17 protein-coding genes and 1 other annotated feature are annotated in these 15,995 nt (G+C 41.6%); of the genes, 2 read left to right on the forward strand and 15 right to left on the reverse strand.

Annotated elements, in window-relative coordinates; genetic code table 11:
* Positions 1 to 132 precede the first annotated feature (132 nt).
* Both LI164_RS09595 and LI164_RS09600 read left to right on the forward strand, forming a co-directional pair.
* Positions 133 to 657: a helix-turn-helix transcriptional regulator gene (locus LI164_RS09595; protein WP_117495745.1), complete on the forward strand. Its 525-nt coding sequence runs from the start codon at positions 133 to 135 to the stop codon at positions 655 to 657.
* Between the two features lie 177 nt (positions 658 to 834).
* Positions 835 to 1,242 (forward strand): hypothetical protein, encoded by a 408-nt coding sequence (locus LI164_RS09600; RefSeq protein ID WP_227087036.1) that lies wholly within the window; start codon positions 835 to 837, stop codon positions 1,240 to 1,242.
* A 61-nt stretch (positions 1,243 to 1,303) separates the two neighbouring features.
* Here the strand turns inward: LI164_RS09600 and LI164_RS09605 are convergent, their stop codons facing one another.
* From LI164_RS09605 to LI164_RS09670, 15 genes are all read right to left on the reverse strand, one after another.
* Positions 1,304 to 2,419: a YhcG family protein gene (locus LI164_RS09605; protein WP_227087037.1), complete on the reverse strand. Its 1,116-nt coding sequence runs from the start codon at positions 2,417 to 2,419 to the stop codon at positions 1,304 to 1,306.
* A 204-nt stretch (positions 2,420 to 2,623) separates the two neighbouring features.
* Positions 2,624 to 3,160: a DUF2812 domain-containing protein gene (locus tag LI164_RS09610; RefSeq protein WP_005339071.1), complete on the reverse strand. Its 537-nt coding sequence runs from the start codon at positions 3,158 to 3,160 to the stop codon at positions 2,624 to 2,626.
* On the reverse strand, positions 3,160 to 3,474 hold the full coding sequence (locus LI164_RS09615) for a PadR family transcriptional regulator (protein ID WP_005339073.1): 315 nt from the start codon (positions 3,472 to 3,474) through the stop codon (positions 3,160 to 3,162). Before LI164_RS09615 ends, LI164_RS09610 begins: the two co-directional genes overlap by 1 nt.
* Before the next feature lie 220 nt (positions 3,475 to 3,694).
* The gene (locus LI164_RS09620) at positions 3,695 to 4,153 is read right to left on the reverse strand and encodes a SpoVA/SpoVAEb family sporulation membrane protein (protein WP_227087038.1); all 459 of its coding nucleotides are present in this window, start codon (positions 4,151 to 4,153) and stop codon (positions 3,695 to 3,697) included.
* A gap of 108 nt (positions 4,154 to 4,261) precedes the next feature.
* Positions 4,262 to 4,684, reverse strand: coding sequence for a stage V sporulation protein AB (locus tag LI164_RS09625; RefSeq protein ID WP_227087039.1), 423 nt, complete (start codon positions 4,682 to 4,684; stop codon positions 4,262 to 4,264).
* A complete protein-coding gene (locus LI164_RS09630; protein WP_227087040.1) occupies positions 4,644 to 5,318 on the reverse strand; it encodes a stage V sporulation protein AA in 675 nt (224 codons plus the stop codon). The genes LI164_RS09625 and LI164_RS09630 overlap by 41 nt, the downstream gene beginning before the upstream one ends.
* The gene (locus tag LI164_RS09635; protein WP_227087041.1) at positions 5,305 to 5,610 is read right to left on the reverse strand and encodes a hypothetical protein; all 306 of its coding nucleotides are present in this window, start codon (positions 5,608 to 5,610) and stop codon (positions 5,305 to 5,307) included. Before LI164_RS09635 ends, LI164_RS09630 begins: the two co-directional genes overlap by 14 nt.
* 169 nt (positions 5,611 to 5,779) lie before the next feature.
* Positions 5,780 to 6,514, reverse strand: a complete 735-nt coding sequence (sigF, locus tag LI164_RS09640) for an RNA polymerase sporulation sigma factor SigF (protein WP_147567189.1) — start codon at positions 6,512 to 6,514, stop codon at positions 5,780 to 5,782.
* Positions 6,493 to 6,948 (reverse strand): anti-sigma F factor, encoded by a 456-nt coding sequence (gene spoIIAB, locus LI164_RS09645; protein ID WP_005339079.1) that lies wholly within the window; start codon positions 6,946 to 6,948, stop codon positions 6,493 to 6,495. Before spoIIAB ends, sigF begins: the two co-directional genes overlap by 22 nt.
* Complete coding sequence (locus LI164_RS09650; protein WP_005332457.1) at positions 6,949 to 7,260, reverse strand: anti-sigma factor antagonist; 312 nt, start codon at positions 7,258 to 7,260, stop codon at positions 6,949 to 6,951. It lies immediately after the preceding gene.
* Positions 7,261 to 7,683: 423 nt separating this feature from the next.
* On the reverse strand, positions 7,684 to 9,090 hold the full coding sequence (locus tag LI164_RS09655) for a tetratricopeptide repeat protein (RefSeq protein WP_147567190.1): 1,407 nt from the start codon (positions 9,088 to 9,090) through the stop codon (positions 7,684 to 7,686).
* Between the two features lie 45 nt (positions 9,091 to 9,135).
* On the reverse strand, positions 9,136 to 9,270 hold the full coding sequence (locus LI164_RS15925; RefSeq protein ID WP_005332466.1) for a hypothetical protein: 135 nt from the start codon (positions 9,268 to 9,270) through the stop codon (positions 9,136 to 9,138).
* Complete coding sequence (locus LI164_RS09660) at positions 9,264 to 10,583, reverse strand: folylpolyglutamate synthase/dihydrofolate synthase family protein (protein ID WP_117495755.1); 1,320 nt, start codon at positions 10,581 to 10,583, stop codon at positions 9,264 to 9,266. The genes LI164_RS15925 and LI164_RS09660 overlap by 7 nt, the downstream gene beginning before the upstream one ends.
* Positions 10,584 to 12,737 (reverse strand): LTA synthase family protein, encoded by a 2,154-nt coding sequence (locus tag LI164_RS09665; RefSeq protein ID WP_227087042.1) that lies wholly within the window; start codon positions 12,735 to 12,737, stop codon positions 10,584 to 10,586.
* 15 nt (positions 12,738 to 12,752) lie between these two features.
* Positions 12,753 to 15,407, reverse strand: coding sequence for a valine--tRNA ligase (locus LI164_RS09670; protein ID WP_227087043.1), 2,655 nt, complete (start codon positions 15,405 to 15,407; stop codon positions 12,753 to 12,755).
* 211 nt (positions 15,408 to 15,618) lie between these two features.
* Positions 15,619 to 15,845, reverse strand: a binding site (T-box leader).
* Positions 15,846 to 15,995: the final 150 nt, after the last annotated feature.

The raw sequence follows: 15,995 nt of genomic DNA on the forward strand, positions 1-15,995 counted from the left end.
GAAGATAGACCTAGATATGTGAGGTTTACCACAAAAGCAAAATGCCCGTAGAGCCGATAAAATAAGGCTTTGCGGACATTTAAGAAGATATAAAAAGATAGTCAAAAACACATATATAATTTTTCGTAAATTATGGGAAAACAATCAACGCGTGAAAATAAGACAATCTATCAGTTATGCCGGGAAGAAAAAGAACTCACCCGCGAGAAAGCAAGTGAGCTGATGGCAGGAGTTTCTTCCTCCCGGATTGAAAAAATTGAATACGAAACACAGGAGCCGACTCCTTACGACGTCGTGCAGATGGCGGACTGCTACAAACGCCCGGATCTTTGCAATTACTACTGCTCCCATAAATGTGCCATCGGGCAGCGCTACGTTCCGGAAGTGGAAGTCGGCGAACTCTCCAATATTATCTTGGAGACAATTGCCTGTCTCAATGAAATCAATCCACTCACCAGCAGACTGATCCAGATTGCCCGAGACGGGAAAATCTCCGATGATGAGATTAAAGATTTCGCATTTATCAGCCAAAAGCTGGATGAAATTTCCCTCGCCGTAGATTCCCTGAATCTCTGGGTGGATAAAACCGCCAGTGAAAATGATCTGAATGTCACACTGCTGCGGGAAGAAAAAGAACGGTTGAAAAAACAGAAATAAACATATTTTAATTCTTTTTTCTCATAGTCCGCACTGATATATCAGTCTATTCTATTGATATAATCAAATTGACAATCTATCTTTTTTCATAGTATTCTGAAGATAATGATAATTCAATAAATGACACAGGGAAATATTTTCACTTCATTTGCACAAAGTATACAAGGAGGACATGCAATGAAAGGTAGATTTCGATTTTGGGGACTGTATTGTGGATTGATATTAAGCTTTGTACTTCACTATTTTGCGACATCACAATTGAAAATCTATGAGAATCACTTATGGAAACTTTTTGATTCCCCGAAGGCAACAATTATTATGTATTTAGGAAATGGACTGCATGCAATCTACTATGTGGTTGCATTTCTGCTCATGCTTTTCCTATGCAATACGAAAAATTTCAAAATTATTGAGGAATTAATTTTTCTTGCTTTGCCGGCACTTTTATTACTTGTAACAGGCAGTATTATGACAAATCTATTCCTTTGGGTGTATACGAATTCGTCATACTGTATTCCATTCGGCGCAATGCTGCTTTCAGTATTTTTGTACAGAATATATGCATATGAAATTAGAGGGAAGTAAGAAAATCTTACTTCCCTCTAATCTTGTATTACTCACTTATACCAATAGCATTTTCTACAAATTAATTCTGTTCTTCTTCCAACCATTCTTTTAGCTTTTTTTGTAACAGTTTTTTATCCGGCAAATATAATTTATACTCTTTTGCATAAATATTAGCATTTGAGGGAAGTGTTAAATCTACAAGCGCTTCATCACTTTGCTTACAAAGTAAAATACCAATTGTCGGATTCTCTCCCTCTATTTTTTCATAACGATCATAATAATTTACATACATCTGCATCTGCCCTAAATCCTGATGCGTGAGTTCATCAATTTTAAAATCAATCAAAACATAACACCTTAACAGTCTGTTATATAAAACCAAATCAACATAAAAATTTTTGTCATTAAATGTAAATCTCTTCTGCCGCTGTTCAAAAAGAAAACCTTTTCCTAATTCTAAAAGGAACTTCTGCATTTTTCCTATTACCGCTGACTCCAAATCACTTTCATGATATGCTGCTTTATCCTCCAATCCTGCAAATTCCAAGACATACGGGGTATGTAAAATATCTTCCGGTTTCTGTGGAATGGCACCTTCGTTCGCCAGTCTCATTACATCATTTTTATCTCTGCTCAATGCCAGTCTTTCATACAAGCTAGAATGAATTTGTCTTTTTAAGGTGCTTACATTCCAATTAGAACGTATCGCTTCCTTTTCATAAAAGTCTCTTTCTTCCCTATCCTCTATACGCATAAGTATCTGATAATGTGTCCAACTTAGTTTAAATGGATTTTTCTTATATGTAGCCTCCAATTGTCCAATTCCTGATTGGACAATTCCAAAAGCCTGATCAAATTGTCCAATTCCCGATTGGATTATTTCATTTTCTCTATTCTTGTAAGCCATATAAAATTGTCGCATTCCCGCAACATTACTTCTTGAAAAACCTCTTCCGTATTCTTCTGTCAGATAAGACGACAAAGAATCTAAAACTTTTGCTCCATATTTTGCTCGTTCGGCGCCTTGCTGTTCCTGCTCTACAATATATCTTCCGAGCAAAAAGTTAGTAAGAACCGTAATTACATTTGCCATTTGCCCCATATTACTTCTGGCACTGTCAATTAATTGCTTTGATTTATCAAATAAATTTTGAAATTCATTACTTTTTATTATTTCCACTTTTTTATTTTTCAAGCTAAATCCTCCCACTAATCTATAGTTATCAATTATTTTTTATTTTAACTTATATATATTATTTTTTCAATACTATATATATTATTTATATCTTCTCAACTATAACAAATAAAAATCTCCTTATTAACAATTGCCTTATAGCATTCTTATTAATAAAGAGATTATCATATCTTATTCTTCTTTTAAAATTTTATAACATCTTCACTACTTTATCTTCCGCCGAAATGAAATGTATTTTAATGTGAATTGTAAAAAGATAACAACATACAAAATCATTAATGCACCAATCACGCTTGTAAGTGCACTCATTCCGTGTCCTGCCATAGCATTGTATCCATTCACAACCAAACAGCAGAAAATCACAATCAGTGGAATTACTCTTCCCCGGAAGATCCGGTTCATCATATCCAGTCTCGATTCATCATCGCAGAATATCTCTTCTTCCCTGGACATCTGTGCTTCCGGTTTTCTGAAATAACTGTATCCTGCAAATTCCAGAAGATACTCCCAGCCGCAGTCTTCAAACATTTTCACATATTCCATCTGGTTTTTCATGCCTTCCTGATTATAATCCAACTGATAGATCACTTTCTCAGGCTCGCATTTTTCAAATGTATAGATTCCAGGCATTGTTACTCTTTTGAATTTCCAGCCTTTCTGATGCATTCTGCTCAGATAACGGGCTTCTTTTTCATAATCCATAATTGAAAACCAGCGAAGTTCCTTTTTTGTCTCACTCATTACAATACCTCCTGTGCGTTGCGATACAATCTTTGAATCCGTTTCAGCTCCAGTTCCAGTACTTCCATTCCAAGCTCCGTAATCTGATAAATCTTGCGCTTATCTTCCTCTCTTACGAATTCAATCAATCCGTCCTTTTCCATCTTTGACAAACTTCCATACATGGTTCCCGGACCGAGTACCACTTCATTGTCTGTCATTTCTCTTACCTTCTGTACAACTCCATACCCGTGATTCGGAGAGCGCAGGCATAACAAGATGTAAAACCCTGTCTCCGTCATCGGAACATAAACCTTTTTAATATGTGCGTCCATAATTCAATCCTTTCAGTGCGATACATCGTACTTCGATATAGTTAGTATATCGCACCGTGATATATGTGTCAATAAAAAAACGAGGAGCATTTCTACTCCCCATAACTTATCATCTTTTTACACTTCTCTTATCGGCTCCTTTTTGGCTCCTTTTTGGCTCTTTTTTAGCTCCTTTATCGGCTCCTTTTGGAGACTTGCTGTCCGCTATCTAAAAATTTTTTCACACCACTTTCAAAATCTTCAATATCCAATACCCCACTCCAAGTACCCAGCTTGAGAAGATTCCATATAATATCACCGGACCTGCTATGGTAAATATCTTGCAGCCGATTCCCATGACCTGTCCTTCTTTCTGATATTCGATTGCCGGTGCCGCCACGGAGTTCGCGAATCCGGTAATCGGAACCAACGCTCCTGCGCCGCCCCATTTTGCGATCTGCGGATAAATATTAAATCCAGTGAGCAAGACGCTTAAGAGAATCAGAATCATGGAAGTCCAGCCTGCGCTGATGTCTTTTTCTATTCCAAGGTGCCTGCAATAATTCAAAATGCCCTGTCCAATTGTGCAGATAATGCCTCCTGTAATAAATGCTTTGAGCATATTGAGTGGCAGATTGTGTACCGGCGTCTTCTGCTTGACGTAATTCTTATATTCTTCCTGTTGCTTTTGTTTATCCATGTTCCTCTCCTTTCTTTTTCCACATGACTTTCCTGTCAATGAACGCTTTTTTCGATTCGTCCCTGCCTTTGAACGGCAAAGTATTCTTTCAAGAATGCCTCGGCATTATTACTGTCCCCAGTGATTTGCAAAAAACAAAAGCGCACCCACAGTCTTTCCGACTGCGATTCCAAGTATAAGATATGGTACGCTTTTTATAATCTTCATACGCCGAATAAAGATTGGAAATACATTCAACATTTCTGCAAGTGCCATCGCCCAGCATCCCACAAATATTCCACCAAGAATCCCGAACACTGCTGCCAATATATTCCCACCGGGTATGGATATGTGGAACACCCAGAAAATATTCGCCAGTATTCCGCCCAGCGCCACACTGTCCTCGTAGAGCAAAATGTGTTCGCCTGTGTGGGTGCGGTCTGCAAAATCGGACACAACACCTAATTCAATGACAAATGAAAAAAGTCCGCTGGCTACGATCACACCTGCACTAAGACCGATGACTGCCAGTAGGATATTTTGTGTCCACATCTAATTCCTGCTCCTTTCTGGAAATGTTTTCAATCAAAGTCGTCTGAAGATCATTCTCATACAGACGCATTTCCACTTCTATCGGAGTTGGATCTACGGAAAATCTTCTCTTTCCAAAATGATTGAAAAATGTCAGAATTCCAATGGCAATTCCGATACTGTACGTAAATTCCAGCACTGTAAATCCATCACTTTTTGTTCCTGTTACCAGTTCATAAATCTGACTGAACATTTTTGTCACACCGACGTCATTATTGAATGCCATAATGGAAAACGCCGCTCCCATAAAACTAATCAGTACAACTTGACTTGTTTTTAAAATGTGCCAGACACCGCCCACGCTTTGCTGTTCCTCATAAGTGATGATAAAGTCCTGCTCACCCAGATTCTGGACTTCAATCTCCGGATATTCTGCATGTATACATTCGATAACTTTCAAAATGGAAACCGCGACACGATTTTGTGTCTTTTTATCAACTCCATGAAACCGTAGAAGTTTGATTGTCTTAAGCTTCGGCAGAACTGTCGGATTTGCACATTCCATGGACAGAATATCCCCTAGTTTTACACACGGATCCGTGACTTCCACATTACGGTCTGCCTTTATATAAACAGTCTCTTTACTGGCAGCCATATACAGAACCTCCCGACACCCCAGCTGTTAAATTCCGTCCCCAGTCCTCTGTCTTTGACATATTTTCACTATATGGCATAGATGTATCTATCTTAGTCGTATTGGAGCTATATAGAACCCTTACATCTCCCTGTGCATCTTGCGCGCCTCTCACCAGTGTTCCTTCCGTCACGTCTCGCTCTTTGCCAAAGTCGCCAAAATAATACGCACAGCCTGCCACTATTGCCAGAAGCACTACCGCAATGAGGCAGATTCTGAGTCTTTTTCTCGCTTTTTCTAATTGTTCCTGCACATTTTTCACACCTTTCTTACACTTTCTTTCGCCATAGTTCCACTCATTTCCTGGTTATAGAAATATATCAAACAGTTCCCTGCAACATTTCCACACTGGATTCATTGCAGTTATCGTCGACTCTTTCCCTATGCTAAATGAAATATTTGCGAAACTCTTTATTCAAATGTTAGTATGTCGGCTTTCCATGAAAATATGCATTTTTAAGCTGCCCAAGTATTTTCTTTTCCATTCTTGAGACCTGAACCTGTGAAATTCCAAGCTCGCGTCCGACCTGGGACTGGGTCTGCTCCGCAAAATAGCGCAGATAAATGAGTCTTTTTTCATCCTGATTCAGCACTCCAAGAAGTTCCGTCAGAACTATATGATTCAGAACCTGCTCATGTTCTTCGCTCTTTTCCTCAAGCTTGTCCATGAGACGGATTTCCTGTCCGTCTTTTTGATAAATAGGTTTATGCAAGGACTCGACGTCTCCGCCTGCATCCAGTGCCATGACCAGTTCTTCCTGCTCGACTCCCAGACGCTCTGAAAGTTCGCCCACAGTCGGTTCACGCCCCCACTGATTCTGTAAATCTTCTTTCAACAAATATGCTTTGTACGCCAGTTCTTTTAAAGAACGGCTGACTTTTATCATGCCGTCATCCCGTAAGAAACGTTTGATTTCACCGGAAATCATCGGCACAGCGTAAGTTGAAAATTTCACATCGTAGCTCAGGTCAAATTTGTCGATTGCTTTAATCAGACCGATATTTCCAATCTGAAATAAATCTTCCGTTTCCACACCCCGGTTATGGAAACGTTTCACTATACACCAGACAAGTCCTGCATTTTCCTTCACCAATCGTGCTCTTGCTTCTTCATCTCCTTCGTGAGATTTCTGAATCAGATCGATTGTGTGGTCCATATTTTCCTTCCTTTTCCGATGATTTTCGACATTTTTACAAGTGTCCCTTTGCCTGGTGTAGATTCCACTTCCAGACTATCCATAAATGCTTCCATAAAGGAAAATCCCATGCCGGATCGTTCCGCTTCCGCTTTTGTTGTAAAAAGTGGTTCCATTGCCTTTTCAACATCTTCGATACCTTTTCCAAAATCTTCAATTTCCACAAAAAGCGTCTGTTCTTTCGTTCTGCACCGGATACAGATATTATGTACTTCTCCTTCGTATCCATGTATGATTGCATTTGTCACAGCTTCCGACACTGCTGTTTTTACATCAGATACTTCCTCTACTGTCGGATTAAGCGATGTCATAAATGCTGCTACTGTCACCCTGGCAAATGATTCGTTGCTAGAACGACTGTCGAAGATAAGTTGCATTTCATTCGTGTGATCCATTTACTGATCCTCCTCTATGATTTCCATTATTTTTGTCACACCGGACATGGTTAATATTTTTTTGACACGCTCATTTGCGTGGGCTGCACAGATTTCTCCGCCCAGCATATAAATCTGTCTGTAACGTCCCATGATCATTCCAATCCCCGAACTGTCCATAAAATCTGTCTCCGCAAAATCAAATATGATGTAACGAATATGATTTCGTATGATCAGATGGTCGGATTCCCGGCGGATTTCCTCCGCATTGTGGTGATCCAGTTCGTGGGGGAGAAAAATTGTGAGACAGTTTTCCTGTACTTGATATTTCAATTTTCGGCCTCCTTTTTTTATAAAGCTTGTTTCTATACTTTTTCCATTCTACACACCTGGAAATCATATAGTTCACCAAAGGCACATTCGCACTACCTTCCGCTGGCAGCGGTACATAAGGCGCTAAAGGACACCGCCTAAGTACCGGCCGCTCCAGAGTACCTTTTTGTGAACTATATGATTTTCAGGTGCTGAATGTACTGGCTAATCGCGAATATACTTTAGCTTTATAAAAACATATTTTTTTTGCCTCTACGTGTGTGAAGCTTTAGCTGCCTTATAGGAATCCACACAGTCGCAATTTCTATATGCAGCCTATAATAATTATCAAAAATGTCAAAAAAGAGGGTACGTGGGTTAACGTATCCTCTTTTGTAAGTTTGGTTTTATTTAGTTATTTTTCTAATCGTTTAAAGCTATTTCTTAATTATTGTTGTCACCGTTATCATCGTTGTCACTGTTTTTTTTGGTGTCGCCGGATTTTTTGCTGTCACTGTTGTCAGTATTTCCGCTCTGGGCGTCGAGCGCCTGCTGTGCCTGGGTGGCTACATCGGTGTCCGGCCAGGTTTCGATGATTTTCTGATAAGTCGTGTTGGCCTTATCCTGATCACCTTTTTTCTCGTACCCTTGTGCCAGAAGGAGCATCGCTGCACCATCGTTGTAGCTTTCATCCATCTGCATAACTGTCTCAAGACTGGAAATCACTGTATCATACTCGCCTGAATCGTAAGCTTCTTTTGCGGCTCTATATTGCTTTTTGCAGGCATCCGGATAAATCTTTCCGGTCAGTTCATCGAATTTTGCTCTTCCGACAGCTCCAAGAGAATCTGCATTGACTTTCATAAGTTCTTCTGCCATGGCAGCATTACTCATATCTTCGGATTTATAATGCTCTGCAATATTCATGACGACTTCATAGCTGTCTTGTGTTGAAGCTGCAGTTGACTGTGCATTTTCTGTCTCTTCGCTGCTGGCCCGATAAGTTTCCAATTCTGTCTTCAGTGCGCTGATCTGGGATTTCTGTTCTGCAATCTGATCACTAAATGAAACGGTCTGCTTATTCAATGCTTTTTTCTCTGACGAATTAATCGCCGGCATAATCAAAAACCACATCACTGCAACACCGACCAATACACCGACTGCAATATTCGCAACCGTGTGAATGCTGGCCTTTTCTTTGATCCCGGTCGGCACCGGCTGAATAATGCTTTCATTTCCAAGCTGATATTTAACCGTTTTCTGCTGATTTTTCGCAGACTGCTTGACACTCATCGGACGTTCTTTTCTTATTTCGGTAAGTTCATGCATGTAACGGATTGTCTTTTCATCTGTTGCATCCAGTCTGTGTACTTTCCTGAGTATCTGTCTCGCACTGGCATACTGCTCGGTCTTAATATAAAGCAATGCCAGAAGCTGGTATGCCTTGACGTAAGTCGGGTGTGCTGCTACTGCTTTTTTTAACTGGATAATCGCAAGATCTTCTCCACCCTGTCTTGCATATTCCAGACTTTGATTGTATCGTTTGACTGCCTGGTTGATCTCTTCCAGTTCTCCCGGCGTCTCCTGTACTTTGCTGATAAAATAACTGGCTATATTGTCTTTTGGTTGAAAATTCTTGCTGAGGATCCACTCCACCAGCGCTTCAATCACATCTCCACGCCCGTAGTAGACAAGTCCCAAAAGATTTCTGGCGGCCAGGTTCGCCCGGTTATACTGAAGACTTTTCTTCAGTGATGTAATCGCACCGGACATATCCCTTACCTGGGCTTTTGCCAGTCCGTCATTGTACCAGTAGTTAGACTGGTACGCTAGTTTCACTGTGTAGTCCATATATTTATATTCCCTCTTATTTTCTATCTGTATCGTGACTCATTACTACTTCGTCTGCTCTACTGCTTCGCGGATAATGTCCTGCATATCCGTCAGGTCTTCTCTGTATACTGCTTCCTCAATATCTTCAACTTCCAGGCTTGGCTGGAATTTTTTCAGTTCTTCTTCGTAATTTAACATGACGTCTCCACCTCCTGTAGCGCCTTTTCTACCATTCCTGCCAGGTAAAGAGAACCAATACAGTAAATGTATGTCTCTTTGGTACGCATCTCATAGGCACATGCTATGGCATCTTTTACATCAGCCTTCACATACACCGGACACGTTGCATATCGCTTAAAAATCTCCCCCAGTTCGCCGGCCGGAACTCTTCTTTTATCTTCAATCTCTGTCACAACAAACGCTTTCGTCTGCAAATGTCTGCAAAGATATTCTATCATCTGCTCATATTTTTTATCAGATACCGCTGAAAATATGAGAATCGGCGGTTCTTCCTCTTTCAGTGCACGAACGCTTTCTACAAACGCTTCGATTGCTCCCGGGTTGTGGGCTCCGTCAATGATAAAATGGTCTGCGCATTCTTCCATACGTCCCTGCCATTGGATTTTAGCAACGGCATCGCGCCACATTTCTTCATGCTCTGGTTTATTCCCAAGCAGACACTGGGCTGCTTCGATTGCAATCTCTGCATTTTTCACCTGATAGATACCACAGATCGGCACTTGCCAGATAACATCTTTATGATAAGCATTTGTCCGTGAAAATGCAATATGTTTGCGGGTAACTTCCCGGATTTCGAACGCATTTTTCCCGATTTCCCGACATGGCGCATGATGCTCTTTCGCCGTATTTTGGATAATCTCGGCAGCCGCCTCATCATTTCCGTCAAAAATCACTGGCGTTCCTTCTTTGATGATCCCTGCTTTTTCTGCCGCGATCTGCTCTATTGTATTTCCGAGGATCATGGTGTGATCCAGGCTGATCGATGTAATGACTGTCAGCGCCGGACACGGAAATGCATTGGTTGCATCCAGTCTTCCCCCCAGTCCTGTCTCCAGAACAATATATTCTACATCAGATTTTTCAAATGCACTTAGTCCCATGCCAAATAAAAATTCAAAATAAGATGGATGTGGAATTCCCTCTTCTTCCATTTTTTTCACGACATCATAGACATGCTCAAAGACCTGATAAAATTCTTCGTTGTCAATCGGCTTTCTTCCTATCTGAATCCGCTCGTTGATAGATATAAGATGAGGGGAAGTAAAAAATCCCGTCTTCTTCCCCTCAGCTTCTAAGATTGCCTGAATATATGCACACACAGAACCTTTGCCATTGGTTCCTGCCACATGTACCACCTTCCGGTCAAATGCCGGTCTGCCAAGCCGCTCTAAGAACTCTCTTGTGTGCTCCTGCGTGTGCTTTTGTGTAAACTTCGGAATGCTTTCGATATACTCGACTGCCTCCTTGTAGTTAACAGGCTTACTATTCATTTATTTTTCCTCGTTTTCCTGTTCTGTCCAGGATTTTGTTGTATCAGTTCCTGTTCCTTCCTGCCTTACAAGCTGTCCGCCCTGGTAAATGTATTCGTCCGTCGTTCTGAAGATTGTATTGCTAGATCCTACCTGACTGACAGTGATAACATCTCCCTCGCTAAGCTCTGTGCTTGGAAGAACGATTCGTGTATTATTTAAAAATGTACTCTTTTGCTTCTCGCCATTGACGTAAACCTTACTTGACTTCGTAAAGTTCTCGCCATACAGGCTGTAGCCTTTTTCCAGATACGGAACGATGTTCGTCAGCGTAGCGTCCTTCACACCCATTTCCATATGACCTTCCGTAATCGGCGGATTGCCCTTGTAAACATACTGCTTGCCATACAGAATATCATACTGGAGAAGCTCTAAGTCTGACAGGTAATTCTTGGAATTCTGTCTCTGCTGATGATAATTGAACAATGTTCCGGAATGAATATCCAGGCGGTTCATCACATCCGCCATTAGCTGATAAGCCGGAATATTTCTATCCTGCTGTTCCAGTCCGATGTTATCCCAGATCACATAATTTGTGTTATAGAGATAACGGCTCTTTAAATCTTCTGCGGTAAGTCCCATAGTCGGTAAATGGTCTCCGTAGAATACGACAACTGCCGGTTCTCCACGATCTTCCACTGCTTTCACAAGATCTCCTGCAAACTGGTCCATCTCATAGACCATGTTTACATAATATTCCCATTTATTCTTCTTTGCTTCGTCATCGATACCTTCTACTTTGATCTTCGGATTCTCAATCAGCTGCTCCTCCGGGTAATCTCCATGTCCCTGCACACTGACGGTAAATACGAAATCCTGCTGCTCGGTCGTATCCATAGCTTCCATAATATTGTCTACCAGAACCTCGTCCTTTGCCCATCCATTTGGCGTAAGCTGAAGAATATTCATAAACTCTTTACTTGTAAAACTGTCAAATCCCATATGATCATAGACTTTTGCACGACTGTAGAAGTTACCTCCGTTATTGTGCAGTCCATGAGTACCGTATCCCAGTGCTGAAAGAGCTGTTGCAGCACTCTCACATGGCTGGTTCTTGACAACTGTTTTATACGGATACTCTCCAGGTCCGAAGAAACGCATATTCATTCCTGTCAGCACTTCGAACTCTGTATTCGCGGTTCCGGCTCCTACAGACGGAACTTTGAAATATCCGGAAGAATAATTCTTGTACATCTCATGCAGATTCGGGCATGCATCTTCGCTTGTTGTGAAAAATTCCGCCTCATCTACATCAAAATAAGACTCTAACTGAACCACAATGATATTCGGAAGATCATCAGAGGCACGCCCTGTTTTATTCTCGGCCATTTCTCCGTTATTCGTAATCTGATCAATAGTCTCCTTATTATAATCATTCGGCTCATCGATTCCTGTATTAAATACACTGGACATAAAGCAGTACGGAAGTCCGTAATCCTCATAGGCAAACGCAATATTTCCAAAGTATGTGGAAAGCACTCGCTTATCAATTGCCTGATTTGTTGTGAAGCTGAATAACATGGCACATACAGCCACTCCGGCAATTGCCAGAAGCCGGTGTATTTTCCCTTCATACTGACCACCGCGGCGCCACATGGAAATCAGCCATATAATGACCGCTGCAATTCCCACCAATACGATCACGATCTCAAATCCATTGAAATAATTGTTGATCAGGCTGACCGCATCGGTTGCTACCTTCAGGTCCTGGGCATTGAACGGTGTCACTCGCTTCATCAGCATGTAACCGTTACAGATTCCAAGAATCATCCAAAGTACACCGATAATGATTCTTGTGAACACCCTTCGCCGGAACAGGTAGACCACCGTAAATGTCATAAATATCATAAATGCATTGTAAAAGAAGACGAGTGGTGTCTGTGTCATATAGCTCCATGCCTGAACAAGTGAATGTCTTGAAATTGCCTCAATTGCAAAGTTGACCAGACATGCTAAAAGCGCGTGAAATATCAGAGAAAACCGGTTCATAAACTGATAGACAGGTTTCATCTTCTGCGCAAATGCACCATTTCTTCTCTCTTCCAGTATTCTTGCCCTTCGCTCTCTACGTTCCTTCCAGTATGCTATAACCTCTTCCTTTCGCAGCTTTTTCATAATATCCCCTTACATTTATTTTTTCTGTAATCCAGCAAGACGCTCCTTGACCTGAGCAAGCATCTGCTCATATTTTTCTAGTTTCTCACGCTCTTCCTGTACCTTTGCAGCCGGTGCTTTGCTTACAAACTTCTCGTTATTCAGCATGCCGTTGGAACGTGCAATCTCTTTATTCAAGCGAGTCTCTTCTTTTGTAAGACGCTCTTTTTCCTGCTCAAAATCGATCAGCTCCTCAAGCGGCACATAAACTGTTGCATCCGGAACTACTACAGACACTGCATCGTCTGCGATACCGCTCTTGTCTGCCTGTACAATGAAGTCTCCGGCAGATGCCATCATCATTGCAGACTCTTTTAATACTGCAAGACCTTTCGCCAGCTTCTCATCCTCGCATACAACGTAGATCGTTGCCTTTCTGGAATTTGGAACATTCATCTCGGAACGGACGTTTCTGACACCTCTTACGATTTCTTTGTAATGGTTCAGAATGTTTTCATTCTCTGCATCATTCCATTTTTCCTCATATACCGGCCAGCTTGACATCATCAGTGACTCTTCTTCTGGAACCAGTTTGCTGTAGATTTCCTCTGTAACAAATGGCATGTATGGGTGAAGAAGCTTCAGTGCATCACCAAGAACTTTCTTCAATGTCCAAAGTGCAGCGTTCGCACTCTTCGGATTCTCGTCTGCGTGGTAGATTGCATATTTTGAAAGTTCAATGTACCAGTCACAGAACTCGTCCCAGATAAAGTCATAAATCTTGGAAAGTGCAATTCCAAGCTCGAACTTATCTAAGTTCTCTGTTACATCTTTTACCACATTATTGCATGCAGATAAAATCCAGCGGTCTGCAGGTCCCAGATCCTCTGCCTGTGGCTCTGTGATCTCTTTTCCTTCCATATTCATAAGAATATATCTGGATGCATTCCATACTTTATTTGCAAAATTACGGCTTGCCTCTACACGTTCGTTGTAGAAACGCATATCATTTCCAGGAGCATTTCCTGTAATCAGTGTCATACGAAGTGCGTCTGCGCCGTACTGATCGATAATATCCAGAGGATCGATACCATTTCCAAGTGATTTACTCATCTTGCGTCCCTGAGAATCGCGAACAAGTCCGTGAATCAGTACTGTGTTAAATGGTGCCTTTCCTGTATGTGCATATCCTGAGAATACCATACGGATAACCCAGAAGAAAATGATGTCGTATCCAGTTACAAGTACATTCGTTGGATAGAAGTAGTCAAGATCCTCCGTCTCATGTGGCCAGCCAAGTGTTGAGAATGGCCAAAGCGCAGAACTGAACCATGTATCCAGCGTATCCTCATCCTGTTTAAAATGTGTACAACCACAATGTGGGCATTTTTCCGGTGCTTCGGAATCTACTACGACTTCTCCACAATCCTGGCAGTAGTAGGCTGGGATTCTATGTCCCCACCAGATCTGTCTGGATATGCACCAGTCACGGATATTCTCAAGCCAGTGCAGGTAAATCTTATCAAAACGCTCTGGTACAAACTTAAGCTCACCATTCTTGATTGCCTCAATGGCTGGTTTTGCAAGCTCTTCCATCTTTACGAACCACTGCTGTTTGATCATTGGCTCTACCGTTGTATGACATCTGTCGTGAGTTCCTACATTATGAGAATGTGGAACAACTTTTACAAGATATCCCTGCTCTTTCAGATCCTCTACCATAGCTTTTCTTGCTTCGTAGCGATCCATGCCTGCATATTTTCCACCATACTTCTCGTTGATCGTAGCATCATCATTCATGATGTTAAGTTCTGGCAGATTGTGACGTTTTCCAACTTCAAAGTCGTTAGGGTCATGTGCCGGTGTGATCTTAACAGCACCTGTTCCGAACTCTTTGTCTACATAATAATCTGCAACGATCGGAATCTCGCGGTCTGTCAGTGGCAGCTTACACATCTTTCCAACGATATCTTTATATCTCTCATCATCCGGGTGAACTGCAATTGCAGTATCTCCCAGAAGAGTCTCCGGACGTGTTGTTGCAATCTCAAGGAAACGGTCTGTTCCTACGATTGGGTACTTAATGTGCCAGAAGAATCCGTCCTGCTCTTCATGCTCTACCTCGGCATCAGACAGGGAAGTCTTACATACCGGACACCAGTTGATGATTCTGGATCCTCTGTAAATGAATCCTTTTTTATGAAGGTTCAAGAATACTTTCTCAACTGCTTCAGAACATCCCTCGTCCATTGTGAAACGCTCTCTGTCCCAGTCACAGGAAACACCCATCTTTTTAAGCTGTGATGTGATAGTTCCGCCATATTCTTCTTTCCACTGCCATGTTCTCTCTAAGAATTTCTCACGGCCAAGTTCTTTTTTATCAATACCTTCGTCTTTTAACTGATTGGTAACCTTTACTTCTGTAGAAATAGCCGCATGGTCTGTTCCCGGAATCCACAGTGCATTGTATCCCTGCATTCTCTTGTAGCGGATCAGGATATCCTGCATCGTGTTGTCAAGAGCATGTCCCATGTGAAGCTTACCGGTAATATTCGGTGGCGGCATTACGATTGTAAATGGTTTCTTACTTCTGTCCACTTCTGCGTGGAAATACTTATTTTCGCACCACTTCCGGTACAGTTTGTCTTCAATCTCTTTCGGATTGTAAGTTTTCTCCAAATTCTGACTCATAGTCTCCTCCTCAAATACATGTTTCCTGGTTTATGTTTTCACACATTTTCACATTTCAGGGCAAAATATAGAATGTGCCCCAGCACATTCTGGCGCCTGCGGTGGTCGCTTGCGGTACCATCATTGTACGCCGCAGTGCGCATCCTGCCGGAGGCTTTTTTATAATTAGAAAATGCATTTCTTAATTATAAAAAAAACGCCCTTTATTCTCACAAAGGGCGATTGATTCGCGGTACCACCTTTATTATATAGAAGAAACTCCTCTATACATCTCATCCTATTCTTTAACGGGAACGACTCCGGGACCGCCTACTGTGACTTCAGCGTTCCTGCTCCAAAGCTACCTTCTGCACCTCTGTTCTCAAGTGCCTCGCAGCCAATGGGCATCTCTCTCTGTCAGAACGACCTATACATACTCCTCTTTTTCAACGCATTTAACTGGTTTATCAACCATGAAACTACAAAATATCATAGCCACAGAAGTCCTGTTTGTCAAGGTTTTTAGGGAATTTTCAGAAAACCTTAAGAGACCGCATCAAAAGGGGTTCTCGAAAGCTGAGTGATTTTCTTGAGACTCTTTTAATGCTT

This window comes from Dorea sp. 210702-DFI.3.125 (genome assembly GCF_020560945.1).
Classification (GTDB): Bacteria; Bacillota; Clostridia; order Lachnospirales; family Lachnospiraceae; genus Dorea; species Dorea formicigenerans.

Coding starts and splice junctions, on each gene's coding strand:
- LI164_RS09595 (WP_117495745.1), top strand. CDS start 133: ATGGGAAAACAATCAACGCGTGAAAATAAGACAATCTATCAGTTATGC.
- LI164_RS09600 (WP_227087036.1), top strand. CDS start 835: ATGAAAGGTAGATTTCGATTTTGGGGACTGTATTGTGGATTGATATTA.
- LI164_RS09610 (WP_005339071.1), bottom strand. CDS start 3,160: ATGAGTGAGACAAAAAAGGAACTTCGCTGGTTTTCAATTATGGATTAT.
- LI164_RS09615 (WP_005339073.1), bottom strand. CDS start 3,474: ATGGACGCACATATTAAAAAGGTTTATGTTCCGATGACGGAGACAGGG.
- LI164_RS09620 (WP_227087038.1), bottom strand. CDS start 4,153: ATGGATAAACAAAAGCAACAGGAAGAATATAAGAATTACGTCAAGCAG.
- LI164_RS09625 (WP_227087039.1), bottom strand. CDS start 4,684: ATGTGGACACAAAATATCCTACTGGCAGTCATCGGTCTTAGTGCAGGT.
- LI164_RS09630 (WP_227087040.1), bottom strand. CDS start 5,318: ATGGCTGCCAGTAAAGAGACTGTTTATATAAAGGCAGACCGTAATGTG.
- sigF (WP_147567189.1), bottom strand. CDS start 6,514: ATGGACCACACAATCGATCTGATTCAGAAATCTCACGAAGGAGATGAA.
- spoIIAB (WP_005339079.1), bottom strand. CDS start 6,948: ATGGATCACACGAATGAAATGCAACTTATCTTCGACAGTCGTTCTAGC.
- LI164_RS09655 (WP_147567190.1), bottom strand. CDS start 9,090: ATGGACTACACAGTGAAACTAGCGTACCAGTCTAACTACTGGTACAAT.
- LI164_RS15925 (WP_005332466.1), bottom strand. CDS start 9,270: ATGTTAAATTACGAAGAAGAACTGAAAAAATTCCAGCCAAGCCTGGAA.
- LI164_RS09660 (WP_117495755.1), bottom strand. CDS start 10,583: ATGAATAGTAAGCCTGTTAACTACAAGGAGGCAGTCGAGTATATCGAA.
- LI164_RS09665 (WP_227087042.1), bottom strand. CDS start 12,737: ATGAAAAAGCTGCGAAAGGAAGAGGTTATAGCATACTGGAAGGAACGT.
- LI164_RS09670 (WP_227087043.1), bottom strand. CDS start 15,407: ATGAGTCAGAATTTGGAGAAAACTTACAATCCGAAAGAGATTGAAGAC.